At 72.5% G+C, this 24,727-nt stretch carries 24 protein-coding genes and 1 riboswitch; of the genes, 17 read left to right on the forward strand and 7 right to left on the reverse strand.

From position 1 onward, the window contains the following. The first annotated feature begins 121 nt into the window (after positions 1-121). From QK442_RS02270 to QK442_RS02315, 10 genes are all read left to right on the forward strand, one after another. Entirely contained in the window at positions 122-730 is a 609-nt protein-coding gene (locus tag QK442_RS02270; protein ID WP_282692062.1) for a CDP-alcohol phosphatidyltransferase family protein, read from the forward strand. A gap of 116 nt (positions 731-846) precedes the next feature. Further along, on the forward strand, positions 847-3,342 hold the full coding sequence (locus QK442_RS02275) for a mannose-1-phosphate guanyltransferase (RefSeq protein WP_282692063.1): 2,496 nt from the start codon (positions 847-849) through the stop codon (positions 3,340-3,342). A 101-nt stretch (positions 3,343-3,443) separates the two neighbouring features. Continuing rightward, positions 3,444-4,373, forward strand: a complete 930-nt coding sequence (locus tag QK442_RS02280; protein WP_282692064.1) for a DUF881 domain-containing protein — start codon at positions 3,444-3,446, stop codon at positions 4,371-4,373. Beyond that, positions 4,370-4,702 (forward strand): small basic family protein, encoded by a 333-nt coding sequence (locus QK442_RS02285; RefSeq protein ID WP_030492461.1) that lies wholly within the window; start codon positions 4,370-4,372, stop codon positions 4,700-4,702. Before QK442_RS02280 ends, QK442_RS02285 begins: the two co-directional genes overlap by 4 nt. Next, positions 4,699-5,670, forward strand: a complete 972-nt coding sequence (locus tag QK442_RS02290) for a DUF881 domain-containing protein (protein WP_282692065.1) — start codon at positions 4,699-4,701, stop codon at positions 5,668-5,670. The genes QK442_RS02285 and QK442_RS02290 overlap by 4 nt, the downstream gene beginning before the upstream one ends. An 81-nt stretch (positions 5,671-5,751) precedes the next feature. Next, on the forward strand, positions 5,752-6,693 hold the full coding sequence (locus tag QK442_RS02295) for an FHA domain-containing protein (protein ID WP_282692445.1): 942 nt from the start codon (positions 5,752-5,754) through the stop codon (positions 6,691-6,693). Between the two features lie 28 nt (positions 6,694-6,721). Further along, entirely contained in the window at positions 6,722-7,480 is a 759-nt protein-coding gene (locus tag QK442_RS02300; protein ID WP_282692066.1) for a MerR family transcriptional regulator, read from the forward strand. Positions 7,481-7,603: 123 nt separating this feature from the next. Further along, positions 7,604-8,071, forward strand: coding sequence for a bifunctional nuclease family protein (locus tag QK442_RS02305; protein ID WP_030492457.1), 468 nt, complete (start codon positions 7,604-7,606; stop codon positions 8,069-8,071). Between the two features lie 231 nt (positions 8,072-8,302). Further along, positions 8,303-8,920 (forward strand): MerR family transcriptional regulator, encoded by a 618-nt coding sequence (locus QK442_RS02310; protein ID WP_282692067.1) that lies wholly within the window; start codon positions 8,303-8,305, stop codon positions 8,918-8,920. Positions 8,921-8,995: 75 nt separating this feature from the next. After that, positions 8,996-10,468, forward strand: a complete 1,473-nt coding sequence (locus QK442_RS02315) for a DNA polymerase IV (RefSeq protein ID WP_282692068.1) — start codon at positions 8,996-8,998, stop codon at positions 10,466-10,468. Positions 10,469-10,475: 7 nt separating this feature from the next. On the opposite strand, the gene QK442_RS02320 is transcribed toward QK442_RS02315, so the two are convergent. Then, positions 10,476-10,847 carry a PRC-barrel domain-containing protein gene (locus tag QK442_RS02320; RefSeq protein ID WP_282692069.1) on the reverse strand — a complete coding sequence of 124 codons (372 nt, stop codon included), beginning with the start codon at positions 10,845-10,847 and terminating at the stop codon, positions 10,476-10,478. Positions 10,848-10,960: 113 nt separating this feature from the next. Then, a riboswitch (glycine riboswitch) is annotated at positions 10,961-11,060 on the forward strand. A gap of 179 nt (positions 11,061-11,239) precedes the next feature. Between QK442_RS02320 and gcvP the strand changes: the two genes are divergently transcribed. Then, a complete protein-coding gene (gcvP, locus tag QK442_RS02325) occupies positions 11,240-14,125 on the forward strand; it encodes an aminomethyl-transferring glycine dehydrogenase (protein ID WP_282692070.1) in 2,886 nt (961 codons plus the stop codon). A 70-nt stretch (positions 14,126-14,195) separates the two neighbouring features. Here the strand turns inward: gcvP and QK442_RS02330 are convergent, their stop codons facing one another. Next, positions 14,196-14,402, reverse strand: coding sequence for a DUF5999 family protein (locus QK442_RS02330; protein ID WP_282692071.1), 207 nt, complete (start codon positions 14,400-14,402; stop codon positions 14,196-14,198). 329 nt (positions 14,403-14,731) lie between these two features. Further along, complete coding sequence (locus tag QK442_RS02335; RefSeq protein WP_282692072.1) at positions 14,732-15,322, reverse strand: hypothetical protein; 591 nt, start codon at positions 15,320-15,322, stop codon at positions 14,732-14,734. A gap of 518 nt (positions 15,323-15,840) precedes the next feature. Here QK442_RS02335 and QK442_RS02340 point away from each other — a divergent pair. Together QK442_RS02340 and QK442_RS02345 are read left to right on the forward strand one after the other, a co-directional pair. Continuing rightward, a complete protein-coding gene (locus QK442_RS02340) occupies positions 15,841-17,346 on the forward strand; it encodes a glutamate--cysteine ligase (RefSeq protein ID WP_282692073.1) in 1,506 nt (501 codons plus the stop codon). Positions 17,347-17,617: 271 nt separating this feature from the next. Beyond that, on the forward strand, positions 17,618-18,400 hold the full coding sequence (locus QK442_RS02345; RefSeq protein ID WP_282692446.1) for a CPBP family intramembrane metalloprotease: 783 nt from the start codon (positions 17,618-17,620) through the stop codon (positions 18,398-18,400). Between the two features lie 75 nt (positions 18,401-18,475). On the opposite strand, the gene QK442_RS02350 is transcribed toward QK442_RS02345, so the two are convergent. Beyond that, positions 18,476-19,285: a PhzF family phenazine biosynthesis protein gene (locus QK442_RS02350; RefSeq protein WP_282692074.1), complete on the reverse strand. Its 810-nt coding sequence runs from the start codon at positions 19,283-19,285 to the stop codon at positions 18,476-18,478. Positions 19,286-19,461: 176 nt separating this feature from the next. Here QK442_RS02350 and QK442_RS02355 point away from each other — a divergent pair, with 176 nt between their 5' ends. Further along, the gene (locus tag QK442_RS02355; RefSeq protein WP_282692075.1) at positions 19,462-20,100 is read left to right on the forward strand and encodes a PadR family transcriptional regulator; all 639 of its coding nucleotides are present in this window, start codon (positions 19,462-19,464) and stop codon (positions 20,098-20,100) included. 111 nt (positions 20,101-20,211) lie between these two features. On the opposite strand, the gene QK442_RS02360 is transcribed toward QK442_RS02355, so the two are convergent. Beyond that, complete coding sequence (locus tag QK442_RS02360; protein ID WP_282692076.1) at positions 20,212-20,640, reverse strand: SRPBCC family protein; 429 nt, start codon at positions 20,638-20,640, stop codon at positions 20,212-20,214. Between the two features lie 70 nt (positions 20,641-20,710). Next, entirely contained in the window at positions 20,711-20,932 is a 222-nt protein-coding gene (locus QK442_RS02365; RefSeq protein ID WP_282692077.1) for a hypothetical protein, read from the reverse strand. A 255-nt stretch (positions 20,933-21,187) separates the two neighbouring features. On the opposite strand from QK442_RS02365, the gene QK442_RS02370 reads away from it, so the two are divergent. From QK442_RS02370 to QK442_RS02380, 3 genes are all read left to right on the forward strand, one after another. Next, a complete protein-coding gene (locus QK442_RS02370) occupies positions 21,188-21,730 on the forward strand; it encodes a Clp protease N-terminal domain-containing protein (RefSeq protein ID WP_282692447.1) in 543 nt (180 codons plus the stop codon). Between the two features lie 91 nt (positions 21,731-21,821). After that, complete coding sequence (locus tag QK442_RS02375; protein WP_282692078.1) at positions 21,822-22,817, forward strand: DMT family transporter; 996 nt, start codon at positions 21,822-21,824, stop codon at positions 22,815-22,817. Positions 22,818-23,025: 208 nt separating this feature from the next. Beyond that, the gene (locus QK442_RS02380) at positions 23,026-24,039 is read left to right on the forward strand and encodes an EamA family transporter (protein ID WP_282692079.1); all 1,014 of its coding nucleotides are present in this window, start codon (positions 23,026-23,028) and stop codon (positions 24,037-24,039) included. A gap of 30 nt (positions 24,040-24,069) precedes the next feature. Here QK442_RS02380 and QK442_RS02385 read toward each other — a convergent pair whose 3' ends face one another. Beyond that, positions 24,070-24,717, reverse strand: a complete 648-nt coding sequence (locus QK442_RS02385) for an FMN-binding negative transcriptional regulator (RefSeq protein WP_282692080.1) — start codon at positions 24,715-24,717, stop codon at positions 24,070-24,072. Positions 24,718-24,727 lie beyond the last annotated feature (10 nt).

The following is a 24,727-nucleotide window of genomic DNA, read 5'->3' on the forward strand; positions in this document are numbered from 1 at the left end:
ACTGGTCATTTCCCCTGGAAGCGGGCGGGGACGGGTGGCGGACCCGGTGGCCGGGGGCGGTGGGGGCGGAAGGTAAGGTCAGGGGTCAACGTCGGTACCGTTCCCAGCAGGAGGCCCCCGGGTGGAGGTCCAGGAGACTCAGGTCCAGACGGACCGGGTCCTCACCATCCCCAACATTCTCAGCATGGCGCGCCTCGTCGGCGTGCCGCTGTTCCTGTGGCTCATCCTCCGGCCGGAGTTCGGCGGGCCCAACAGTGACGTCTGGGCCCTGGTCGTCCTGGCGCTCAGTGGCGTCAGCGATTACCTCGACGGCAAACTCGCCCGGCGGTGGAACCAGATCAGCAGCCTCGGCCGGCTGCTGGATCCGGCCGCCGACCGGCTCTACATCCTGTCCACGCTGGTGGGCCTCACCTGGCGCGAGATCTTGCCACTGTGGCTGACCGCCGTCCTTTTGGCGCGCGAAGTCATGCTGCTGGTCATGGTGGGAATCCTCCGCCGGCACGGCTACCCGCCGCCGCAGGTGAACTTCCTCGGGAAAGCTGCGACTTTCAACTTGATGTACGCCTTCCCGTTGCTGCTTCTCAGTGACGGAACCGGCTGGCTGGCGTCACTCGCTGAAGTTTTCGGATGGGCTTTCGCCGGATGGGGTACAACTCTCTACTGGTGGGCAGGGATCCTCTACGTGGTCCAGGTCCGCCGACTCGTGAAGGCGGATACCGCGGCCGATTGAGCCCGTCCGTCCCGTGCCGTGCAGCGTCGCCGGCAGGAACGAGGACGTCCGAGGGCGAGTGAGCGGACAGGTTTGGTCGGCAGGACCGTCGTCTCTTCAAGGAGGACGCTTCCGACATGAAGGCCGTCGTGATGGCCGGTGGCGAAGGAACCCGCCTTCGCCCCATGACCTCGAGCATGCCCAAGCCTCTTCTGCCGGTGGTGAACCGGCCGATCATGGAGCACGTCCTGAGACTGCTCAAGCGGCACGGTCTCAACGAGACCGTCGTCACCGTGCAGTTTCTCGCGTCGCTCGTCCGGAACTACTTCGGCGACGGCGAAGAGCTCGGGATGGAGCTCACCTATGCCAACGAGGAAAAGCCGCTCGGCACAGCGGGCAGTGTGAAGAACGCCGAGGAAGCGTTGAAGGACGACGCTTTTCTCGTGATCTCGGGGGACGCCCTCACCGATTTCGACCTCACCGACCTGATCCGTTTCCACAAGGAGAAGGGCGCCCTCGTCACGGTCTGTCTGACACGGGTGCCGAATCCGCTGGAATTCGGCATCACGATCGTCGACGAGGAAGGGAAGGTCGAGCGTTTTCTGGAGAAACCGACCTGGGGGCAGGTCTTCTCCGACACCGTGAACACGGGCATCTACGTCATGGAGCCCGAGGTCTTCGACTACGTCGAGGCCGATGTTCCGGTCGACTGGTCCGGTGACGTCTTCCCACGGCTCATGAAAGAGGGCAAGCCGATCTACGGCTATGTCGCCGAGGGCTACTGGGAGGACGTCGGCACCCACGAGAGCTACGTCAAGGCACAGGCGGACGTCCTCGAAGGCAAGGTCCAGGTCGACATCGACGGCTTCGAGATCTCGCCCGGCGTCTGGGTCGCCGAAGGCGCGGAAGTGCATCCCGACGCTGTGCTGCGGGGGCCGCTGTACATCGGGGACTACGCCAAGGTCGAGGCCGGCGCCGAGATCCGCGAGCACACCGTCGTCGGCTCCAACGTGGTGGTGAAGACCGGGGCGTTCCTGCACAAGGCGGTCGTCCACGACAACGTCTACATCGGACAGCAGAGCAATCTCCGCGGCTGCGTCATCGGCAAGAACACCGACGTCATGCGGGCGGCCCGGATCGAGGACGGGGCCGTCATCGGCGACGAGTGCATGATCGGCGAGGAGTCGATCGTGCAGGGCAACGTGCGGGTCTACCCGTTCAAGACCATCGAGGCCGGTGCCTTCGTCAACACCTCCGTGATCTGGGAGTCCCGTGGGCAGGCCCACCTCTTCGGGGCGCGCGGGGTGTCCGGGATCCTCAACGTCGAGATCACGCCGGAACTGGCCGTACGGCTCGCCGGGGCGTACGCGACGACCCTGAAGAAGGGCGCCACCGTCACCACCGCCCGTGACCACTCGCGCGGTGCCCGCGCGCTCAAGCGGGCCGTGATCTCCGCGCTCCAGGCCAGCGCCATCGACGTGCGGGACCTGGAGAACGTGCCGCTGCCGGTGGCCCGGCAGCAGACCGCGCGGGGAAGCGCCGGCGGGATCATGGTGCGTACCTCTCCCGGGGTGCCGGACTCCGTCGACATCATGTTCTTCGACGAGCGGGGCGCGGACCTGTCGCAGGCCGGGCAGCGGAAGCTGGACCGGGTGTACGCGCGGCAGGAATACCGGCGGGCCTTCCCCGGAGAGATCGGCGACCTGTCCTTCCCGGCGAGCGTCTTCGACTCGTACACCGGGTCCCTGCTGCGGAACGTCGACACGTCCGGGATCGCGGAGGCCGGGCTGAAGGTGGTCGTGGACGCGTCCAACGGAAGCGCGGGGCTCGTCCTGCCCAGCCTGCTCGGGCGGCTCCAGGTGGACTCGCTGACCATCAACCCGGGACTCGACGAGTCGCGGCCCACCGAGTCCGTCGAGAGACGGCGGGCAGGGCTGGTCAGGCTCGGCGAGATCGTGGCGTCGGCGCGGGCCGCGTTCGGCGTGCGGTTCGACCCGGTGGGCGAGCGGCTGTCGCTCGTCGACGAGCGGGGCCGGATCATCGAGGACGACCGGGCGCTGCTCGTGATGCTCGACCTGGTGGCGGCCGAGCGCCGGTCCGGCCGGGTCGCGCTGCCGGTCACCACGACCCGTATCGCCGAGCAGGTGGCCGCGTACCACGGCACCCAGGTCGAGTGGACGACCACCTCGCCCGACGACCTGACCCGGGTCGGACGGCAGGATTCGACGATCTTCGGTGGGGACGGGCGCGGCGGGTTCATCGTGCCCGAGTTCAGCAGCGTCTTCGACGGGGCCGCGGCCTTCGTGCGGCTGATCGGTCTGGTCGCGCGGACGCAGCTCACGCTGAGCCAGATCGACGCCCGCATCCCGCGGGCGCACGTCATCAAGCGGGACCTCGCCACACCGTGGGCCGTGAAGGGGCTCGTGATGCGGCGGGTGGTCGAGGCGGCCGGCAGCCGGTCGGTGGACACCACCGACGGCGTGCGGGTCGTGGAGGCCGACGGACGGTGGGTGATGGTCCTTCCGGACCCCGCCGAGGCCGTCACCCATCTGTGGGCGGAAGGACCCGACGACACCTCCGCACAGGCGCTGCTCGACGAGTGGGCGCGGGTGGTCGAGAGCGCGGGTCGCTGACCAGGACGCGGACCGGGGCCGGGCGGCGGTGCGACGGGGCCGCCCGGCCTTTCCCAGGGGCCATTCGGTGGTAGGGCGTACGACGTGCGACGATGTGCGGCATGTCGCAGCAGCCCCCCGTTCGGAGCACAGGATCTCCGCCCCCGCGCCCGGACGCGTCGATGTCGCTGCTGAACAACGTCATCGACCACGCGCTGGACGACGGGTACGCGGAGGCGACCGCCCGGCGCGAGGCCGAGGGCGGCCCGACGCGGAAGCCGCTGCGGGCCCAGCTCGGCCTCGCGGCCGGTCTCGTGCTGGCCGCCGCCGTGGTGACCGTGGGCGCGGCCGAGGCCCGGATCTCGGCCCCCGTCGTCGCCAAGGAGCGGCAGGAGCTCATCGACCGGATCGAGGACGAGGACGAGTCCGCCGACAAGCTGGAACAGGACATCGAGCGGATCCGCGCCGAGGTCGGCGAACGGCAGCGTGCGGCGCTCGAGAAGCACGGCGGCGACCAGGCGGAACTGGTCGCCCTGCTGTCCGGGGCCGTTCCCGTGAGCGGCCCGGGGGTGAAGCTCGTCGTCGACGACGCCAAGGGCTCCGACGGTGGAGGCGGCGGGCCGCGCGAGAGCGCCGGCTTCTCCGACACCGGCCGGGTGCGGGACCGCGACCTCCAGCGGGTCGTCAACGGGCTGTGGGAGTCGGGCGCCGAGGCCGTGTCGATCAACGGCCAGCGGCTGACCTCGCTCTCCGCCATCCGGGCCGCCGGTGACGCGGTCCTCGTCGACAACCGGCCGCTCGTGCCGCCGTACACCGTCCTCGCCGTCGGGGACGGACAGCGGCTCCGCACCGCCTTCCAGGACAGTGCGGACGGGCAGTACCTGCACGCCCTCGTGGAGAACTTCGGGATCCGCAGCAGCATCTCGGCCGAGGGCGACCTGCGGCTGCCGGCCGCGCCGAGCCTGATCGTACGTACAGCAGAGCCGAGGGGGGCCGGGGCGACGACGCCGACCGGCCGGGCCACGGCCGACAAGGGGAAGGCAACATCGTGATCGCCGTACTGGGTCTGATCGTCGGAGTCGTGGCCGGACTGCTGGTCCGGCCCGAGATCCCGGCGGTCGTCGAGCCCTATCTCCCGATCGCCGTGGTCGCCGCCCTCGACGCGGTCTTCGGCGGCCTGCGGGCCATGCTCGACGGGATCTTCGTCGACAAGGTCTTCGTCGTCTCCTTCCTGTCGAACGTGGTCGTGGCCGCGCTGATCGTCTTTCTCGGCGACAAGCTCGGCGTCGGCGCGCAGCTGTCCACCGGTGTCGTGGTCGTGCTCGGCATCCGGATCTTCTCCAACGCGGCCGCGATCCGCCGCCATGTCTTCCGGGCGTGAGGCCGATGAGTGTGAACCCGAACGAGAAGCCGGAGCCGGACGAGAAGCCGGACACGCCGGATACGGGTGAGAAGCCCGAGCAGGACGTGAAGCCCGAGCAGGCGGAGACGGGGGAGCCGCGCGAGGCTTCCGGGACGCCCAGGCTCTCCAAGGACCCGGAACCGGGGGCGCGGCCCGTGGAGGGCGGTGAGACCGCTCCCGAGGCGGCTGTGCCCGCCCCGGCGGCCGGCGCCGGTGCCGGGGACGCGCCGAGCGGGCGCCGGCGACTCGCGGACGCCCTGTGGCCGCCGCGGGTGACGCGGGCCCAGCTCGTCGTCGCCCTGCTGCTGTTCTGCCTGGGCTTCGGCCTCGCCATCCAGGTCTCCTCGACCAGCGAGAGCAGCGCCCTGCGCGGAGCCCGGCAGGAGGACCTCGTACGGATCCTCGACGAGCTCGACGACCGGACCCAGCGCCTGGAGGACGAGAAGGCGCGCCTCGAGAAGCAGCGGTCCGAGCTGGAGTCCAGCTCCGACCAGGCCGAGGAGGCCCGCCGGCAGACGCAGGAGAAGGAGCGGCAGCTCGGGATCCTGGCCGGTACGGTCGCCGCCGAGGGCCCCGGCATCACGCTGACCGTGACCGACCCCGTGGGCGCGGTCGAGTCCGACATGCTGCTCGACGCCATCCAGGAGCTGCGGGCGGCCGGCGCCGAGGCGATCCAGGTCGACGGGGTGCGGGTGGTCGCGGACAGCTATTTCACCGGCAGCGGTGATGACATGCGGATCGATGGAACGCCGGTGGCCGCTCCGTACGTCTTCAAGGTCATCGGCAAGCCCGAGGATCTCGAGCCCGCGCTCAACATCCCCGGTGGAGTCGTGCAGACCCTCGAGAAGGAGCAGGCCACGGCCACGGTGGAGCGGTCGACGAAGATCGTCGTCGACGCCTTGCGACCCGCGAAGCGGCCTGACTACGCTCGGTCGTCCTCCCCGTGAGAGAGGGGGCGGGGGGTCCCGCGACATGGGCTGGAGCGTTGCGGGGGGTCGGCGCACCACAAGGGTGGTGCGTGGTGGAAACTGTCCAGAGGATACGGACGTTGTGAAGGTGTCCGGGTCGGCAGGTGTGATGGATCTCGGTTCGTCCTGCCCCACGGGCGGGTCTGTTTCGGTCAAGGGGAATCGCCCGTGAAGTTGTTTGCGAAGTTGTTCGGCAAGAGCGCACGCGAGGACGGCGGCAACGCCAAACACCGCGCGTCGCGCCATGCCCAGAGCGAGGAGCAGGGCGGCGAGCGTCCGCTCTTCCGTGACGAGGTCGGTGGCCCGGGCGGTGACATTCCGGGCGCTCAGGGCGCGTTGTCTGTTGACCCTGCCGGTGCCGCGCGCATAGGTTTCGGTGAACCATCAACCTCAAGTACGGGTGGAGGGTTCACCCCCGACCCGTACGCGACCCAGACCTCCGCGGGGCAGCCGCGGCAGGAGGACGCGTCCATGCCGGTGTGTACGAGGTGCGGTCACCGCAACGCGGCGGACAGCCGCTTCTGCTCCCACTGCGGCACGCCGCTGCGGGGCGGGGTCGCCGCGGAGCGTCCCTCCGAGACGACGTCGACGATCTCGATCTCGGGTCTCGAGGCGTACGACGCGGAGACCACCGGTCAGATCGCGATGCCGGCGCTGTCCGCCGAGGCCCTGGCGGCCGTCGAGGCGCTGCCGCCCGGCTCCGCGCTCCTCGTGGTGCGCCGCGGCCCGAACTCGGGCAGCCGCTTCCTCCTGGACGGTGAGCTGACGACGGCCGGCCGTCACCCGCAGAGCGACATCTTCCTGGACGACTTCACGGTCTCCCGGAGGCACGTCGAGTTCCGCCGGGGCCAGGACGGCACCTTCACCGTCTCCGACGTCGGCAGCCTCAACGGCACCTACGTCAACCGCGAGCCGATCGACTCGGTCGTGCTCAACAACGGCGACGAGGTGCAGATCGGCAAGTACCGCCTGGTCTTCTACGCGAGCCAGCGAGGCGTGTGACGCCTCGGAGATCCTTCAGGAAAGGTCCATGGTGCGAACACCGACGGGCGGTGCCGGATCCGGCACCGCCACCGCGGGCGACCGGCTGGTGAGTATCGGCACCGTGCTGAACCAGCTGCGGGACGAGTTTCCCGAAGTGACGATCTCCAAGATCCGTTTCCTGGAGGCCGAGGGGCTCGTCGAGCCCCGCCGTACGGCCTCCGGGTACCGGAAGTTCAGCCCGCAGGACGTGGAGCGGCTCGCCGCCGTCCTGCGGATGCAGCGGGACCACTACCTTCCCCTGAAGGTCATCAGGGAGCACCTCGACGCCCTCGCCCGGGGCGAGCAGGTGAAGCTCCCGGCGCCCGGCCGGCGCCGGGATCTGCTGGACGGCCTGCTCGACGGCCCCCCGGACGAGGGGGAGGGTGAGCGGCCGGCCGCCGCACGGCTGGGCCGGGCCGAGCTGATCGCCGCGGCCGGGGTCACCGAGGCCGAGCTGGCCGAGTGGGAGTCCTACGGCCTGATCGGCGAGAGCGAGGGCGGCGGCTACGACGCGGAGAGCGTCGGCGTGGCCCGGATCGTGGCCGATCTCGGGCGGTTCGGGCTCGAACCGCGGCACCTGCGGGGCGTGAAGGCCTCGGCGGACCGGGAGGCCGGGCTCATCGAGCAGGTCGTCGCGCCGCTGCGCCGCCATCGCAACCCGCAGACCCGGGCCCATGCCGAGGACACGGCCGCCGAGCTGGCCCAGCTGTCGGTGCGGCTGCACGCCGCCCTGGTGCAGACGGCGCTCGGCATCCGCCTGCAGTGACGTCCGCGGGTGGCTCCGGAAGGGCTCCCGCGGTGCCGAGCGGGGCCCGAGCGGGAGCCCGGGCACGGCCCTGAGCGGGGGCCCGACTATCCAAACCGGCCGGGCACGTCCTAGGGTTGCTGTGTGAACGAGCTCGACGTTGTGGGTGTCCGGGTGGAAATGCCCTCCAACCAGCCGATCGTGCTCCTGCGCGAGGTGGGAGGCGACCGGTACCTTCCCATCTGGATCGGACCCGGCGAGGCGACCGCGATCGCCTTCGCCCAGCAAGGCATGGCTCCGCCCAGGCCGCTGACGCACGACCTCTTCAAGGACGTGCTGGAGGCCGTGGGCCAGGAGCTCACCCAGGTCCGCATCACCGACCTGCGGGACGGGGTCTTCTACGCCGAGCTGGTCTTCGCCAGCGGCGTGGAGGTGAGCGCGCGGCCGTCCGACGCGATAGCCCTGGCGCTGCGGACCGGTTCGCCGATCTTCGGCAGCGACGGCGTCCTCGACGACGCAGGCATCGCGATTCCCGACGAGCAGGAGGACGAGGTGGAGAAGTTCCGCGAATTCCTCGACCAGATCTCGCCGGAGGACTTCGGGAGCCAGTGACCGGCTGAGCCGGTGACGGAGGCCGCCGGTGAGGGGTGCGGAGGCGGGAGAGGGCGGCCGGGGAGCGCTGTCAGCACATTCGAGGCATTCGAGTAGCCTTTCCCGGATCGGGATACGTGAAACCACTCTTCGGGTGATTATCACTCGGCGTGCCGAGTGTGGCGATCGTTGACGCACCCCTGGTGACTGCCTACCTTCGAGTGGGCAGGTCAAGGACGGAGGGTCGGCGTGATGAGCAGCGCGGACGGTACGGCAGGGAGCTCGCTCGGACGTGTGTCCGGGGAGACCGCTCCGTATCCGCTTCACGGCAGTGGGGGCGACTTCGGTCCGGGGACGAGCGCCGGGGCGGCGGACGAGGCGATCGGATACCGCGGCCCCACGGCCTGCGCGGCCGCCGGCATCACCTACCGTCAGCTGGACTACTGGGCGCGCACCGGGCTCGTCGAGCCGAGCGTGCGGCCCGCGTACGGCTCCGGGACACAGCGGCTGTACAGCTTCCGCGACGTCGTCGTCCTGAAGATCGTCAAGCGTTTCCTCGACACGGGCGTCGCCCTCCAGAACATCCGGGCCGCCGTGCAGCACCTGCGCGCCCGCGGCTTCCGCGACCTGGAGCGGATGACGCTGATGAGCGACGGGGCGACCGTCTACGAGTGCTCCTCGCCGGACGAGGTGGTCTCCCTGCTCCAGGGCGGGCAGGGGGTCTTCGGCATCGCGGTGGGGGTCGTCTGGCGGGACGTCGAGGCGGCACTGTCGCAGCTGCACGGCGAGCGCGTCGACACCGGCGAGACGCTCGTCGGGCACAACCCGCAGGACGAGCTGGCGCGGCGCCGGCGCGACCGGGCCGTCTGAGGAACCCTTCCCTCCAGGGCGGGCGGCCGGTGCCCGCACCGGCGACTGTCAGTGGCGTGAGGCAGCATCGGAGACGTGAGAGCCGCCCCCACGATCCTGCACCTGGACATGGACGCCTTCTTCGCCGCCGCCGAGCAGGCGTCCAAGCCGAGCCTGCGCGGAAAGCCCGTGGTGGTGGGCGGGCTCGGGCCGCGCGGTGTGGTCGCCACCGCCTCGTACGAGGCGCGGCGCTTCGGCGTGCACTCGGCGATGCCGATGGCGCAGGCGCGCAGGCTCGCGCCCAACGCGGCCTATCTGGTGCCGCGCTTCGCCTTCTACCGGGCGATCAGCGGACAGGTGATGGGGCTCCTCGGGCGGCTGTCGCCGCTGGTGGAGCCGCTCAGCCTCGACGAGGCCTTCGTGGACCTGGAGGCCGGGGGACTGGCGGACGACAGCGCGAGCGCGCGGGCCGTGGGGGAGCGGCTGCGGGCCGAGATCCGGGCGACGACCGGGCTGACCGGGTCGGTGGGGCTCGCGGGGTCCAAGATGCTCGCGAAGATCGCCTCGGAGGAGGCGAAGCCGGACGGGCTCGTGCTCTTCGAACCGGGGACCGAGCGGGCGCTGCTCGCTCCCCGGTCGGTGCGGATCATCCCCGGCGTGGGGCCGGCGACCGGCGACCACCTGCGGCGGGCGGGGATCACCACGGTCGCCGAGGTGGTGGAGGCCGGCGAGGACGAGCTCGTACGGATCCTGGGGCGGGCGCACGGGGCCTCGCTGTACCGGATGGCGCTCGGGCACGACGACCGGCCGGTGGTGGCCGAGCGGGACGCCAAGTCGGTCTCCGTGGAGGACACCTTCGACATCGACCTGCACGACCGGCTGCGGATCCGGCTGGAGGTGGAGCGGCTGGCGGAGCGGTGCGTGGCGCGGCTGCGGGAGGCGGGGCACTCGGGGCGGACGATCGTGCTGAAGGTGCGGCGGTACGACTTCTCGACACTGACCCGGTCCGAGACGCTGCGGGGGCCGACGGACGACCCGCTGGTGGTGCGGGAGGCCGCGGAGCGCCTCCTGGAGCTCGTGGACACCACGGGCGGGGTGCGGCTCCTCGGGGTCGGTGTGAGCGGCCTCGCCGACTACACGCAGGAGGACCTCTTCGCCCAGGCGGAGGCCCAGGCGGAGGCTCGGACGGAGGCCGAGGCCGGGGCCGTCACGAGGACGGAGGCCGTCACGGAGGCGGAGACGGGGGTTGAGACGCCCGAGGGGGCTCGGGGGGCCGCGGCGGCCGTCGTGGCCGTGGCCGCGCCGCCGACGGCCACGGAGACCGCGACGCGACGGTGGGCGCCCGGCCACGACGTCCGGCACGCGGCCTTCGGGGCCGGCTGGGTGCAGGGCAGCGGACTCGGCCGGGTCACCGTCCGCTTCGAGGAGCCCGGCGGTACGGCTCCGGGGCGGGTGCGGACCTTCGCGGTGGACGACCCGGAGCTCGAGCCGGCGGATCCGCTGCCGCTGGTGCCCGGCGGGGTGACCGGGGCGGAGGAGACCGCCCCGGCCCTCCAGGGGGACGGGTGAACGGGCCCTACACGGTGTCGTCCTGTCCGGCGAGCCGGCCGAAGTCGGGGACGTCGTCCGGTGGGGGAGGCAGCGTCAGCTGGTAGTGGCGGTAGAGCTGGAGCTCCTGCTCGGGGGAGAGGTGGCGGCCCACGCCGAAGTCCGGGGCGTCCTTGACGAGGGAGCGGTCGAAGGGGACGTGGAGGCCGTCGTCGGCCAGCTCGCTCGGCTCCAGTGGGACGAACACGTCCCTGCTGAACAGGCCGGTGCGGACGGCGGCCCACTCGGGGACGCCGGTGGCGTCGTCCAGGTACACCTCGTCCACGGTTCCGATCTTGTGCCCGTTCCGGTCGAACGCCTTGCGGCCGATCAGGCTGCGCGGATCGATGTCGGTCTGCACGGTCCCTCCAACTGGTCGCAACTGCTCTACACCCCTACGAAAGGGCACATCCGGGATGTCGGCCACTTGAGCGATGGCACGCACAACCGCGCTGGTAGGCTGGCTGTGGCTGTCGACACCGTGCGGGAGAGTCCTCCGGAGAACGTTTCCGGTGGCGCCGAAGGAGCAAATCCTCCCCGGAATCTCTCAGGCACCCGGTACCGCGCGGGCGAGGTCACTCTGGAAAGCAGGGCGGAGGTCCGACGGCATCCGCTCTCACCGACGGTGAAAGCCGGCGTGCCCCCGGGCGTGCCGGTGAAGCTCTCAGGTTGAGATGACAGAGGGGGAGGCCGTCCGGGCACCCGCGCCGCGGTGCCCCTCGCAGGTCGTGACGACCAGGAGGCCCCCGCATCATGACCGCCAACCGCACTCCGCTCTCCGAGCTCGAACAGGGCATTCCCTTCGAGCAGCGGCACATCGGACCCGACGCCGAGGCGCGGGCCAAGATGCTCGCCCAGGTCGGTTACGGCTCGCTCGACGAGCTGACGGCCGCCGCGGTGCCGGACGTCATCAAGAACGCCGAGGCGCTGGACCTGCCCGGCGCCCGCACCGAGGCCGAGGTCCTGGCCGAGCTGCGCGCCCTCGCCGGCCGCAACCAGGTCCTCGCCCCGATGATCGGCCTCGGCTACTACGGCACCTTCACCCCGCCGGTGATCCTCCGCAACGTCATGGAGAACCCGGCCTGGTACACGGCGTACACGCCCTACCAGCCGGAGATCTCGCAGGGCCGCCTGGAGGCGCTGCTCAACTTCCAGACGATGGTCGCCGACCTCACCGGCCTGCCGACCTCCGGCGCCTCCCTCCTCGACGAGGGCACCGCCGCCGCCGAGGCCATGTCGCTCGCGCGCCGCGTCGGCAAGGTCAAGAACGGCGTCTTCCTCGTGGACGCCGACGCGCTGCCGCAGACCATCGCCGTCATCGAGACCCGCGCCGAGCCCACCGGCGTCGAGGTCGTCGTCGCCGACCTGAGCGAGGGCATCCCCGCCGAGATCGCCGAGCGCGGTGTCTTCGGCGTGCTCCTCCAGTACCCGGGCGCCTCCGGCGCGGTCCGCGACATCAAGCCGCTGATCGACGCCGCCCACGAGCTCGGCGCGGTCGTGACCGTCGCCGCCGACCTGCTCGCGCTCACCCTGCTCGCCTCGCCCGGCTCGCTCGGCGCCGACATCGCCGTCGGCACCACCCAGCGCTTCGGTGTCCCCATGGGCTTCGGCGGCCCGCACGCCGGCTACATGGCCGTCCAGGACAAGCACGCCCGCTCGCTGCCCGGCCGGCTCGTCGGCGTCTCCGTCGACGCCGACGGCAACAAGGCGTACCGCCTCGCCCTGCAGACCCGCGAGCAGCACATCCGCCGCGAGAAGGCCACCAGCAACATCTGCACCGCCCAGGTGCTCCTCGCCGTCATGGCCGGCATGTACGCCGTCTACCACGGCCCGGACGGCCTGAAGCAGATCGCGCGGCGCACCCACCGGTACGCCGCGATCCTCGCCGCCGGCCTCACCGCGGGTGGCGTCGAGCTCACCCAGGGCGCCTTCTTCGACACGCTCACCGCCCGCGTGCCCGGCCGTGCCGACGCCGTCGTCGCCGCCGCCCGGGAGGCCGGCGTCAACCTGTACCGCGTCGACGCCGACCACGTCTCCGTCTCCTGCGACGAGACCACCGGCCGCGAGCAGCTCGCCGCCGTCTGGGGCGCCTTCGGCGTCACCGCGGACATCGAGGCCCTGGACGCCGTCACCGAGGACGCCCTCCCGGCCGGACTGCTGCGCTCCGACGCGTACCTGACCCACCCGGTCTTCCACGCGCACCGCTCCGAGACCTCGATGCTGCGCTACCTGCGCAAGCTCGCCGACCGCGACTACGCGCTCGACCGCGGCATGATCCCGCTCGGCTCCTGCACCATGAAGCTGAACGCGACCACCGAGATGGAGCCGGTCACCTGGCCCGAGTTCGGCCAGATCCACCCCTTCGCTCCGATCGAGCAGGCCCAGGGCTACGTCACGCTCATCACCGAGCTGGAGGAGCGCCTGGCCGAGGTCACCGGCTACGACAAGGTCTCGATCCAGCCGAACGCCGGTTCGCAGGGCGAGCTGGCCGGTCTGCTCGCGGTCCGCGCCTACCACCGCGCCAACGGCGACGAGCAGCGCACCGTCTGCCTCATCCCGTCCTCCGCGCACGGCACCAACGCCGCCTCCGCCGTGATGGCCGGCATGAAGGTCGTCGTCGTGAAGACCGCCGAGGACGGCGAGGTCGACGTCGAGGACCTGCGCGCCAAGATCGAGCAGTACCGCGACGAGCTCGCCGTGCTGATGATCACCTACCCGTCGACGCACGGCGTCTTCGAGGAGCACGTCGCCGACATCTGCGCGGCCGTGCACGAGGCCGGCGGCCAGGTGTACGTCGACGGCGCCAACCTCAACGCCCTGGTCGGCCTCGCCAAGCCGGGCCACTTCGGCGGCGACGTCTCGCACCTCAACCTGCACAAGACCTTCTGCATCCCGCACGGCGGCGGCGGCCCCGGCGTCGGCCCGGTCGGCGTGCGCGCGCACCTCGCCCCGTACCTGCCGAACCACCCGCTCCAGCCCACCGCGGGCCCGGAGACCGGCGTCGGCCCGATCTCGGCCGCCCCGTGGGGCTCGGCCGGCATCCTGCCCATCTCCTGGACGTACGTCCGCCTGATGGGCGGCGAGGGCCTCAAGCGCGCCACCCAGGTCGCCGTCCTCGCGGCGAACTACATCGCCAAGCGCCTGGAGCCGCACTACCCGGTGCTCTACACCGGTCCGGCCGGGCTCGTCGCCCACGAGTGCATCGTGGACCTGCGGCCGCTGACCAAGGCGACCGGCGTCACCGTCGACGACATCGCCAAGCGTCTGATCGACTACGGCTTCCACGCGCCGACCATGTCCTTCCCGGTGGCCGGCACGCTGATGATCGAGCCGACCGAGTCCGAGGACCTGGCCGAGCTCGACCGCTTCTGCGACACGATGATCGCGATCCGCGCCGAGATCGAGAAGGTCGCCTCCGGCGAGTGGCCGGCCGAGGACAACCCGCTGCGCAACGCCCCGCACACCGCGGCCGCGCTCGGCGGCGAGTGGGCCCACGCCTACGACCGCGACGTGGCGGTCTTCCCCGCCGGAGTCTCGGCCGCCGACAAGTACTGGCCGCCGGTCCGCCGCATCGACGGCGCCTTCGGCGACCGGAACCTGGTCTGCTCCTGCCCGCCGCTCGACGAGTACGACCACTGACGGCAGGCGTGACAGAGGGCCGGTCCGGAGTCTCCTCCGGGCCGGCCCTCGGTCGTGTCCGGGCGGCGGTTCAGGCCGCCGTCGTCACCCGGCCCGCCGTCAGCAGCCGGTGCGGAGCGATGATCTGCCCGTCCGGCAGCAGTTCGCCGGTGTCCTCGAAGAGGAGGACACCGTTGCACAGCAGGCTCCACCCCTGCTCCGGGTGGCACGCCACAGGGCGGGCGGCCTCACGGTCGGCGGAGTCGGCGGTGGGACAGGCAGGCTGGTGCTGGCACATGGGTGGGTTCTTTCGCTGCGTCGTGGTGGATGTCCTGCGGCTCTTGGCGCTCATAACCGCCCCCGTCGGTCGGCTCGGTTCCGGTCCCAGTCTTGCCGCACGGACGGCCTTCCGCAGGGATTTCGCGTCAGCTCGTCCGCTCCTGGGAAGACGCATCACCCGCAGGGGCGGTTCAGGTCAACACCCCCGCCTTTTCGGGTGGTTCGGGGTGGCCCGAGCGGGCTAGTCCGTACGGGAGGGGTGTTCGGGGCTGCGTTCGGACGCGGTTTCCCGGACAACAGTGCGCCCCGTGACCCGGCGGGGTCACGGGGCGGTGCGTGGGGGCCGGGTCAGGCGGGCGCCGCGGAGCCGAGCAGCGGCGGCGGCGTGAGGCGCGTGCTGAGCACGGGCAGCAGATCGGCCACCCGGTAGGGGCGGTTGGCGGCGATGCCGGGCGGCGCGGGGGCGAGCGGCACGAGGACGTCGGCGGACTCGGCGCCCGGTTCCGTACCGTCCGGGTCCGGTTCGGCGTGCAGCCACAGCGTCAGCATGTACAGCTCCGGGACCGAGAGCAGCCGTGGCTGGTACGTGCCCGGCAGCGCCTCGGCCTGGGCCAGTGCCCGTTCCGTGGCGGCGACGTACGGCCCCTCGAAGAAGTGCGAGAAGGACCAGCCGTCCGGAGTGAGCATGGTGTCCGCGGCGGCGATCGCCCGGTCCCCGCTGCGGATGAGGAAGCGCCAGCCGACGAGCCGGGTGCCGGGCGCCTGGCCGGCGGCGTCGGAGATCCTCAGCACGTGGACGGGCAGGGGGAGTTCGGGACTCAGCGGTCCCGAGGCGGCACGCAGGGCGGGCGTGCGGGCCTCGCGTACGGCCGTGGGCGAGCCGAGTGCCGCCAGGACACTGCGGAGGGCCGGCGCGGGTGCCGGGGAGGATCGGAGCATCGTGTGGGTCGCCTCTCGCTCAGGAGACACGGTGATACGGGGGCACGGAGCAGGTACGACGGCGCTGTCGGCGGCGGGGGCGGAGCGGGGGCCGTGCGGGCATGGCCGTCACCGGCGCTCCGTCTCGTCCGCGGAGTTTATACGACGCGTGTTCACAGAGTGTTTCCGCTAGACCCCGACGATATTCCTGACAAGGCTCCATCAGGTCGTCCGCGAGGAGTCGCGGAGGGGAATCGGGGCGAAGACAGGATCTCCGTCCTCGCATTCCCCGGCAAGCCGGACGTCCGAATTCCGAGAGCCGTCCGGTCCGCACCGGAGAGGCGATATGACATTGGTATATGTCGTCGGCCGGTCCGGATACGGAGGGCCGCGTGCGCGACGGACAGGTTCGTACCAGACTATCCGTGGAACCATCCGCGGAGCGGCCGGAAACGCAGGCGTTGTCGATCAGCGGTGTGGGCATCATCGTCCGTACGCGCGGCCCCGCCCGGTGGCCGCCCACGCGGAGGGACGCCTCGATGGGGGAGAAGGTCGTGACGGACGGGTTCGGCCCGGCCGACCGGCAGCGGTACCGGCGCAAGCTCCAGCAGTGTCTGGCGGCGCTGGCCCGGCTCCTCGCGGAGCAGCGGTTCGACCGCCCGCGGAACCTCATGGGCGTGGAGATCGAACTCAATCTCGCGGGCCCCGACGGCCTTCCGAGGATGCTGAACGAGGCCGTCCTCGAAAAGATCGCGAGCTCCGATTTCCAGACCGAACTCGGAATGTTCAACCTGGAAGTGAACATCGCGCCGCGCCGACTCGCCGGCCACGTTTTCGACCGGCTCGCGGAAGAGCTGAGGGCCGGCCTCGGATATGCCGACCGCAAGGCCGCCGAAGTCGACGCCGGGGTCGTCATGATCGGCATACTGCCGACCCTCTCCCAGCGCGAGCTCGTCTTCGAGAACCTTTCTTCGGCGGATCGCTACGCCCTGCTCAACGACCAGATACTCGCCGCCCGCGGAGAACAGATCGCCCTCGACATCCAGGGCGTCGAACGGCTCCGGCACACCTCGGAGTCGATCATCGCGGAAGCCGCCTGCACCTCGGTCCAGCTCCACCTCCAGGTCACCCCGGCCCGCTTCTCCGCCGTCTGGAACGCCGCCCAGGCCGTCGCCGGCGTGCAGATAGCCCTGGGCGCCAACGCGCCCTTCGTCTTCGGCCACGAGGTGTGGCGCGAGTCCCGCCCGCCGCTCTTCCTGCAGGCGACCGACACCCGCCCGCCCGAGCTCCAGGCCCAGGGGGTCCGGCCGCGCACCTGGTTCGGCGAGCGGTGGGTGGACTCGGTGTACGACCTCTTCGAGGAGAACGTGCGCTACTTCCCCTCGCTGCTGCCGCTGTGCGACGAGGAGGACCCACTGCGCGTCCTCGACGACGGCGGAGTGCCGCAGCTCAAGGAGCTCGTCCTGCACAACGGCACCGTCTACCGGTGGAACCGGCCGGTCTACGGGTGGGCCGACGGCGTCCCGCACCTGCGGGTGGAGAACCGGGTCCTGCCCGCGGGCCCGACCGTCACCGACGTCCTCGCCAACGCGGCCTTCTACTACGGGCTCGTCCGAGCCCTCGCCGACGACCCGCGCCCGCTGTGGCGGCGGATGGCCTTCGAGGACGCCGAGGCGAACTTCGACGCCGCCTGCCGGTACGGCATCGAGGCGGAGCTGCGCTGGCCCCGGCCGGGGCGCGCGGGCGGGATCGCGACCCAGCCCGCCGTACGCCTCGTCCTCGACGAACTGCTGCCGCTGGCCGCGGCGGGGCTCGACGCCTGGCGCGTCGACCCGGCGGACCGAGACTTCTACCTGGGCGTCATCGAGCAGCGGTGCCGCCGCCGGGTGAACGGGGCGTCCTGGCAGGCCGACACCTTCCACCGGGCCCTGGAGACCGGTCTCGACCGGGAGGCGGCCCTTGCGGCGACCACCCGGCGCTACCGGGAGCTGATGCTGGAGGGCGAGCCGGTGCACACCTGGCCGGTGGGGGTCGCGGGGGCGTGAGGAGCGCCCGGGGCGCGGGACGCCGGGCCGGGTGGCCGGTGAGGGGGGGAGAGGCGGCCCGGGGAACGGGCGTGGAGGGCCGGGCGGTCGGTGGTGGGGCAGGTGAGGGGAGGGAGAGGCGGGCCGGGCCGCGGGGGTGGAAGGACGTCCGCCGGACCCCTGGATGGCGTACCGGGGGTGCCGTCGCGCATGATCGTCGTACCGGGGCCGTGGGCCGGTCCCGGGGCGGTCGCGACGGGAACGGGAGACGGGTGTGGTGGCGGAACAACGGATCGTGGACGCTTCCCCACCGCCGGGCGGGCCGCCGCGCCGGGTGCTGCGCTCCGAGACCCTCATCGTGCTCGCGCTCTCGCTCGGGGCGAGCGGGGTCTCCTCCCTCATCAGCTTCATCGGTTCGCTGACCAAGCCCGGCGCGCTCAAGGAGCAGGCCGCCACTCTCAACGGCTCGTACGCCCCCGGCCGCCCCTGGCTCGACCTCACCTGGCAGCTCTTCGGCATCGCCACGGCCCTCGTGCCGGTCCTGCTCGTCGCCCACCTGCTCATGCGGGAGGGCTCCGGCATGCGGGACCTCGGCTTCGACCGCACCCGGCCCTGGTCCGACCTCGGGCGCGGCGCGCTGGTGGCCGCCGGGATCGGCAGCGCGGGCCTCGCCTTCTACCTCGCGGCCCGGGCCTCCGGCTTCAACCTCACGGTGGTGCCGGAGTCGCTGCCCGAGGTGTGGTGGAAGTACCCGGTCCTGATCCTCTCGGCGGTGCAGAACTCCGTCCTGGAGGAGGTCGTCGTGGTCGGCTATCTGCTGCGCCGGCTGGGGCAGTTGGGGTGGTCGCCGATGGCCGCGCTGGTGGCGAGCTCGGTGCTGCGCGGCTCGTACCACCTCTACCAGGGCGTCGGCGGCTTCATCGGCAACGTGGTGATGGGCGTCGTCTTCGTGCTGCTCTACCGCCGCTGGAAGCGGGTGGGGCCGCTGGTGGTCGCCCACGCACTCCTCGACATCGTGGCCTTCGTCGGCTACGGGCTGCTGGCGGGGAAGGTGGACTGGCTGCCCACGCTGTGAGATCCGGCGGGAGGGACACGGAGGGGCGTACGGCATCGGAGCCGTACGCCCCTCCGCCGTACGCGGTGCGGTGCGTCAGGCGTGCAGCTCACCGTCGATGACGGTCACGGCGTGGCCGGTCAGGAGGGTGCGGTCGCCGCGCAGACGGGTGCGCACCAGGCCCGTACGGGCGCCGCCCTGGAAGCCGGTGAGCTCGTCGCGGCCGAGGCGGGCCGACCAGTACGGCGCGAGCGCGGTGTGGGCGCTGCCCGTGACCGGGTCCTCGGCGATGTCGATGGCGGGGAAGAAGCAGCGCGAGACGAAGTCGTAGCCGCAGCCGGGGTCGGCGGCACGGGCCGTCGCGATCACGCCGCGCGAGGAGTGGGCCTTGAGGGCCGCGAGGTCCGGCGCGAGGCCCCGGACGGCCTCCTCGTCGCGGAGCTCGACGACGAGGTCGCCGATGTGGGCGGCGGTGCCGTGGACGGCGACGATCTCGGCTCCCAGCGCCTCCAGCAGGCCGTCCGGAACCGGCAGCGGGGTGAGCGAGGAGGTCGGGAAGTCCATCGTGATGCCGCCGTCCGCCTCGGGGGCGGCGCCGAGGACGCCCGAGCGGGTGGCGAAGCGGACCGGACCTGACGCCGCTCCGGTGGTGCGCAGGACGTGCGCGGTGGCGAGGGTGGCATGGCCGCACATGTCGACCTCGGTCGTCGGCGTGAACCAGCGCAGCGCCCAGTCGGCCTCGCCGCCCGCGGGCAGCGGATGCGCGAAGGCGGTCTCGGAGAGGTTGACCTCGGCGGCCACCTGCCGGAGCCAGGAGTCGTCGGGGAAGGAGTCGAGGAGGAGGACGCCGGCGGGGTTGCCGGAGAAGGGGCGGTCGGCGAAGGCGTCGACGATTCGGATGCGCATGGTCCGGACCGTACCGGCGGCGGGAAGGGGCGGACCAAGGCCAATCCGGAACGGATGGCCCCGGATTTCGTCTTTCACGGGGCGGATGCCCGGTGGGTTGTTCATCGAACAGTTCCGATATATCGTTGAAGCATCGCGACAGTTCAGTGAAGGAATCTCGCGGAAGGAGCGTTGCGATGCGTTCACATGGACACGACCACGGACACGGATACGAGTTCGGTCAGGGCCGCGGTGCCGGGCGCGGGATGTGCGGGCCCGGGCCGCGGGGCGACTTCGAGGGGCGGCGGGCCGCCTTCGGGCCCTTCGGGCCCGGTTTCGGCGGCGGGCCCGGTTTCGGCGGGCCCTTCGGGCGCGGGCGGGGCGGTGGCCGGGGGCGGGCGCGGCGCGGTGACGTGCGCGCCTCGATCCTGGCGCTGCTCAAGGACCGCCCGATGCACGGCTACGAGATGATCCAGGAGATCGGCGAGCGCAGCGGCGGGGCCTGGAGGCCCAGCCCCGGCTCGGTCTACCCGACCCTCCAGCTCCTTGAGGACGAGGGCCTGATCGTCAGCGCGAGCGAGGGCGGCAAGAAGCTCTTCTCGCTCACCGACGCCGGGCGCGAGGAGGCCGGGGCCGCGCCGGACGCCCCCTGGGAGGAGGCCGGCCGCGGCGTCGACTGGGAGGCCGTCAACGAGATCCGGCAGGCCGGCTTCGGCCTGATGGAGGCGTTCGGGCAGGTCTGGAAGACCGGCAGCTCCGAGCAGCGGCAGAAGGCCGTCGAGGTCATCAACGAGGCACGGAAGAAGCTGTACCTGATCCTCGCCGACGAGCACTGAAGGCGAGCACTGAAGGCGGGCACTGAGGGCGGGCGCTGAGCCGCGGCGGAGACTGTGAAGGGCCCCTCGGCGGCGTGTGCCGCCGAGGGGCCCGCCTCGTGTGCGTCCGGGTCAGGCGACCAGGCCGGAGAGCTTGCGCAGCGACTCGTTCAGCGCCGCCGTCGCCGAGTCCTTGAGCTTCCCGGCCATCAGCGAGACCGCCGCGCCGGTGAACTCGCCGTCGATGCGGACCGTCGTCGCCCCGCCCTCGTCGGCGAGCGAGTAGCGGGTGCCGACGACCACGCCCATCGGCCCCTTGCCCCGGATGGCGAGGACCCGGCCGTCCTCCAGCTCCTCGACGGTCCACAGCACCTCGGCCGGGAAGCCCATCAGCTTCATGTTCTCGGTGAAGGTGGACCCGGTCGCCAGGGTCTCGGGGCCGCCGCCCGGGAAGCTGGTGTGGGTGGCGTTCCACTCCCCGTACGAACCGAAGTCGGTGAGGCGTTCCCACACCTTCCCCGCCGGTGCCTCGATCCGTGCCTCCGCGCTGACTTCGGCCATGACGACCACCCCTTCACGCGTGCCCGCTGGGTTCTGGTGTCGCGGAACGTAGCCGCAGGGGCGTGAACATTCAATACTGATGAACCGTCAGTTCTGCGAGGGTCGGGTCCGTGCCCCCGACCCACCGGATCTCGGCCGCGTCGAAGGAGTCCGACACCCGGGGACCGCCGTCGTCCTCGTGGCGGTGGAACGCGGCCCAGAACAGATCGCCCGGCAGCGCCTCCCGGGGGGCGTACACCCGGTACACGAACTGCCGGCCGTCGCACGCGCGCAGACCCACCATCCAGAACACGGGGGAAGGACGCGCGACGGCGGCCCGTGGTTGCGTCCCGGGCCGAAGGCAAGGCGGCGCGCCCCTCTTACGGGAAACCGGCCGGATCTCCTCCCCGAGGAGGAGGAGCCGCGCGCGCCCGCACGACTCCGGTGGGACGCGGACATGGTTCTCCCGTGGGATGACCCGGGCGGGCGCGGCTGATGAGGTGGAAGGGTGCACCCTCCCGTCCCGTCGCGCCCCGTCCCGCCCCCGGCCCCCGCCGGGCCCGCGCCGCTGCTCGCCACCGTGCTCGGCGCCGCCCGCCGCCGGGCCCTGCGGGACGGCGACCGCCAGGTCGACACCGCCCACCTCCTGCACGCGCTCGTCGAGTCCGACCCGGAGACCCGCGCCGCCTTCGACGGCGAGGAGCGGGTCGCGCGGGTCCTCGGCTACCTCGTCCAGCGTTCGATCGGATACGGGCTCCGCTGGCAGCGGTCCGCCGAGGGCGAGGGCGCCCCGCGCCCGCTGCCCGCCGCCCGGGCGGGGGAAGGGACGCCGCGCCGCACCTCCCGCTGGTCACCGGCGGCCGCGGCCGCCCTGGAGGAGGCCCTGCGCCGCGCCGCAGCCCGAGGCGAGGAGCAGCCCCGCGGGCTCGACCTGCTCGCGGGGCTCGCCGCCGACCCCGGCAGCCGGGCCGGCGAGGTGCTGCGGCACGCCGGTATCGAACCGCCCGCGCTGGGCGCCCGCGCCGTCGCGCTCGCGACGGCCTCCGCCGTCGGCGTCCTCGACCGTGAAGGGCCGTCCACGGAGGTGTGCGCGCGGGAGGCGGAGCGCTGAATTCCGGGGACGGGGAGGGGGCTTCCCGGCCGCCGTCTCAACAGGTGCGACGGGGGTTACACGCCTGACCGGGTCCTGTCATCATGACCGGATGCACGCGTCTCAGGGGAGAAGCGCCGGCCTGGGACTCGCCCTGGCCTCGGCCTTCGCATTCGGTGGTTCGGGAGTGGCGGCCAAGCCGCTGATCGAGGCGGGCCTCGACCCGCTCCACGTCGTCTGGCTCCGGGTCGCCGGCGCCGCGCTCGTCATGCTGCCCGTGGCCTGGCGCCACCGGGACCTGCTGCGCCGCAAGCCCGGCCTGCTCCTCGGCTTCGGCCTGCTCGCCGTCGCCGGCGTCCAGGCCTTCTACTTCGCCTCCCTCTCCCGGATCCCGGTCGGCGTCGCCCTGCTCATCGAGTACCTCGCCCCGGCGCTGGTCCTCGGCTGGGTCCGCTTCGTCCAGCGGCGGCCGGTCACCCGCGCCGCCGCCCTGGGCGTGGTGCTCGCCGTCGTCGGTCTCGCCTGCGTCGTCCAGGTCTGGTCCGGGCTGAGCCTCGACCTCCTCGGGCTGCTCCTCGCGCTCGCCGCCGCCTGCTGCCAGGTCGGCTACTTCGTCCTCTCCGACCAGGGCACCGACGAGGCCGAACCGGCCGATCCGCTCGGCGTGATCGCGTACGGCCTGCTCATCGGCGCGCTCGTGCTCACCGCGGTCGCCCGCCCGTGGGGCATGGACGGCGAGGTCCTGGCCGGGCGGGCCGACCTCGACGGGACCTCCGTGCCGGCCTGGCTGCTGCTCGGCTGGATCGTCCTGATCGCCACCGTCCTCGCGTACGTCACCGGCGTCGTCACGGTGCGCCGGCTCTCGCCGCAGGTCGCCGGTGTCGTGGCCTGCCTGGAGGCGGTCGTCGCGACCGTCCTCGCCTGGGTGCTGCTCGGCGAGCACCTGGAGGCGCCGCAGCTCCTCGGCGGCGCGCTCGTCCTCGGCGGCGCCTTCATCGCCCAGTCCGCCGCGCCCAAAGCTCCGTCCGGGGAGCCGGTCGCCGGGTCGGACGGGGCCGTGGGCGCGGAGCGCGAGGGGGAGTTGTCGGCCGGTCGGACCACCCCGTAGGGTGCGGGCCATGCACTCGACCGTTCTTCCGCCGCCCGCCGCCTAGCGCGCGCGGCACCTTCTCCGAAGAAGACCGACCGGGCTCGGGCGGGCGACCACGCCCCGAGGCGATCACGCCCCCGAGCGGTCCGTCGCTGCCCGCGCGCGGAGCCGGCGACCACCCTTCACCCCGGTCCGTACGCACGGACCGTCTTCACGGAGAGAACACGTGTCGAACCAGCAGTCCCTCCCTGCCGCTGCCGCGGACCCCGCCCTGCCCGTCGGGCGGAGCCTGATCTATCTCGTCGTCGCCGGAATCGCCTGGGGCACGGCCGGCGCCGCCGGTTCCCTCGTCTTCCGGAACAGCGACATGGGCCCGCTCGCCCTCTCCTTCTGGCGCTGCGTCGGCGGCCTCCTGCTGCTGCTCGCGGTCCCGGCGCTGCGGCTGCCGCGCCGGGGACGTACGCGCGGGGCCGACGCCGCGGCGCCCGTCGTCGAGCCGCGGCGGACCCGGCTGATCCGGATCGTCGGCACCGGGATCGGGCTCGCGGTCTTCCAGAGCGCCTACTTCGCCGCCGTCGAGTCCACCGGGCTCGCCGTCGGCACCGTCGTCACCCTCGGCGCGGGACCCGTCCTCATCGCGGTCGGAGCCCGTGTGACCATGGGCGAGCGCCTCGGCCTCGGCGGCCTCGCGGCCGTCGCCGGCGCCCTCGCCGGGCTCGCCGTCCTCGTCCTGGGCGGCGGGGGCGCGGAGGTCCGGCTCGCGGGCGTCGGCCACGCGCTGCTCTCCGCCGCCGGATTCGCCTTCATCACCCTGCTCACCCGCCGGCTCGGCCGCGCGGGCGGCAGCGCCGCCGGCTCGCTCGCGAGCACCGCGTGGACCTTCGGCGTCTCGGCGCTCGTCGTGCTTCCCCTGGCGGCCGTCGAGGGGCTGCTGCCGCACACCGAGGACGCCGTCCGGCTGCTGCTCCTGCTGCTGTACGTGGCGGCGATCCCGACGGCCCTCGCCTACGCCCTGTACTTCGCGGGCGCCGCGGCCGTCCGGGCCGCGACCGTCTCCGTGATCATGCTCCTGGAGCCGGTCAGCGCCGCGCTCCTCGCCGTCACCCTCCTCGGCGAGGAGCTGACGGCGACGACCGTGCTCGGCACCGTGCTGCTGCTCGCCGCCGTCACCGGCCTCGTCCTCGCGGAGGCGCGGACGGCGGCGGAGCGGCGCGGGGACGCCGAACCGGTGGCCGTGTAGCGCGCGGACCCGGGTGGCGGGCCGCCGGGGTCAGGACCCGTCGGCCAGGCGGCGGAGCTGGTGGGCGCGGGCGGCCAGGTCGCCCGGTCCTGCCCGTTCGGCGAGCCGGGCCGCCACCCGGGTCCGTACCCCGGCCGGTTTGTTGCCCGCGTACTTGAACTTCGCCCGCACCTCCGTCACCTCGAGGACCAGGCCCCGGAGGCCGGGGAGCAGCCGGCCGAACGGGGCCTCGCCGGGGGCGACGGGAGCGGTCCCGCCGTCCGGCTGGAAGTGGGCGACCTGCCGGTTCAGGAGCTCGGCCTTCTCCGCCGGGTCGTCCACCACGCGTGCGACGCAGTGCAGTTGCACGGCCGCGTAGTACGACGTCGGGGTGGAGTGCTCGGAGGGCGTGCCCTCGGGGGCCGTCCAGGGGCCGGGGACGTACACGTAGTCGTCGACCACACTGAGCAGCACCCGCGGGTCGGCCTCAAGGGCGCGCCACAGCGGGTTGGGGCGGGCCAGGTGGGTGAGAACGCGGCCGTACGGGCCCGGCTCCGCCTCGTACCGGAAGTGCGTCGGCTGCACGGAGGGAGGTTCGCCGGGCAGACCGTTGACGGCGAGCTGGCCGAAGTCGTGGCGGGCGAGCCACTCCCGCCACTCGGCCTCGTCGGTGGCGGCGTCCCAGGGATGGATGAGCATGGCGGCCTTC

It is taken from the genome of Streptomyces sp. CC208A (assembly GCF_030010625.1).
Lineage (GTDB): Bacteria > Actinomycetota > Actinomycetes > Streptomycetales > Streptomycetaceae > Streptomyces.

Bases quoted from the DNA above. Each gene is read 5' to 3' on its own strand.
- QK442_RS02350 (WP_282692074.1), bottom strand. From the start codon at position 19,285: ATGCGCATCCGAATCGTCGACGCCTTCGCCGACCGCCCCTTCTCCGGC.
- QK442_RS02355 (WP_282692075.1), top strand. From the start codon at position 19,462: ATGCGTTCACATGGACACGACCACGGACACGGATACGAGTTCGGTCAG.
- QK442_RS02340 (WP_282692073.1), top strand. From the start codon at position 15,841: ATGGGGGAGAAGGTCGTGACGGACGGGTTCGGCCCGGCCGACCGGCAG.
- QK442_RS02335 (WP_282692072.1), bottom strand. From the start codon at position 15,322: ATGCTCCGATCCTCCCCGGCACCCGCGCCGGCCCTCCGCAGTGTCCTG.
- QK442_RS02310 (WP_282692067.1), top strand. From the start codon at position 8,303: ATGAGCAGCGCGGACGGTACGGCAGGGAGCTCGCTCGGACGTGTGTCC.
- QK442_RS02330 (WP_282692071.1), bottom strand. From the start codon at position 14,402: ATGTGCCAGCACCAGCCTGCCTGTCCCACCGCCGACTCCGCCGACCGT.
- QK442_RS02360 (WP_282692076.1), bottom strand. From the start codon at position 20,640: ATGGCCGAAGTCAGCGCGGAGGCACGGATCGAGGCACCGGCGGGGAAG.
- QK442_RS02280 (WP_282692064.1), top strand. From the start codon at position 3,444: ATGTCGCAGCAGCCCCCCGTTCGGAGCACAGGATCTCCGCCCCCGCGC.
- QK442_RS02300 (WP_282692066.1), top strand. From the start codon at position 6,722: ATGGTGCGAACACCGACGGGCGGTGCCGGATCCGGCACCGCCACCGCG.
- QK442_RS02385 (WP_282692080.1), bottom strand. From the start codon at position 24,717: ATGCTCATCCATCCCTGGGACGCCGCCACCGACGAGGCCGAGTGGCGG.
- QK442_RS02275 (WP_282692063.1), top strand. From the start codon at position 847: ATGAAGGCCGTCGTGATGGCCGGTGGCGAAGGAACCCGCCTTCGCCCC.
- gcvP (WP_282692070.1), top strand. From the start codon at position 11,240: ATGACCGCCAACCGCACTCCGCTCTCCGAGCTCGAACAGGGCATTCCC.
- QK442_RS02375 (WP_282692078.1), top strand. From the start codon at position 21,822: ATGCACGCGTCTCAGGGGAGAAGCGCCGGCCTGGGACTCGCCCTGGCC.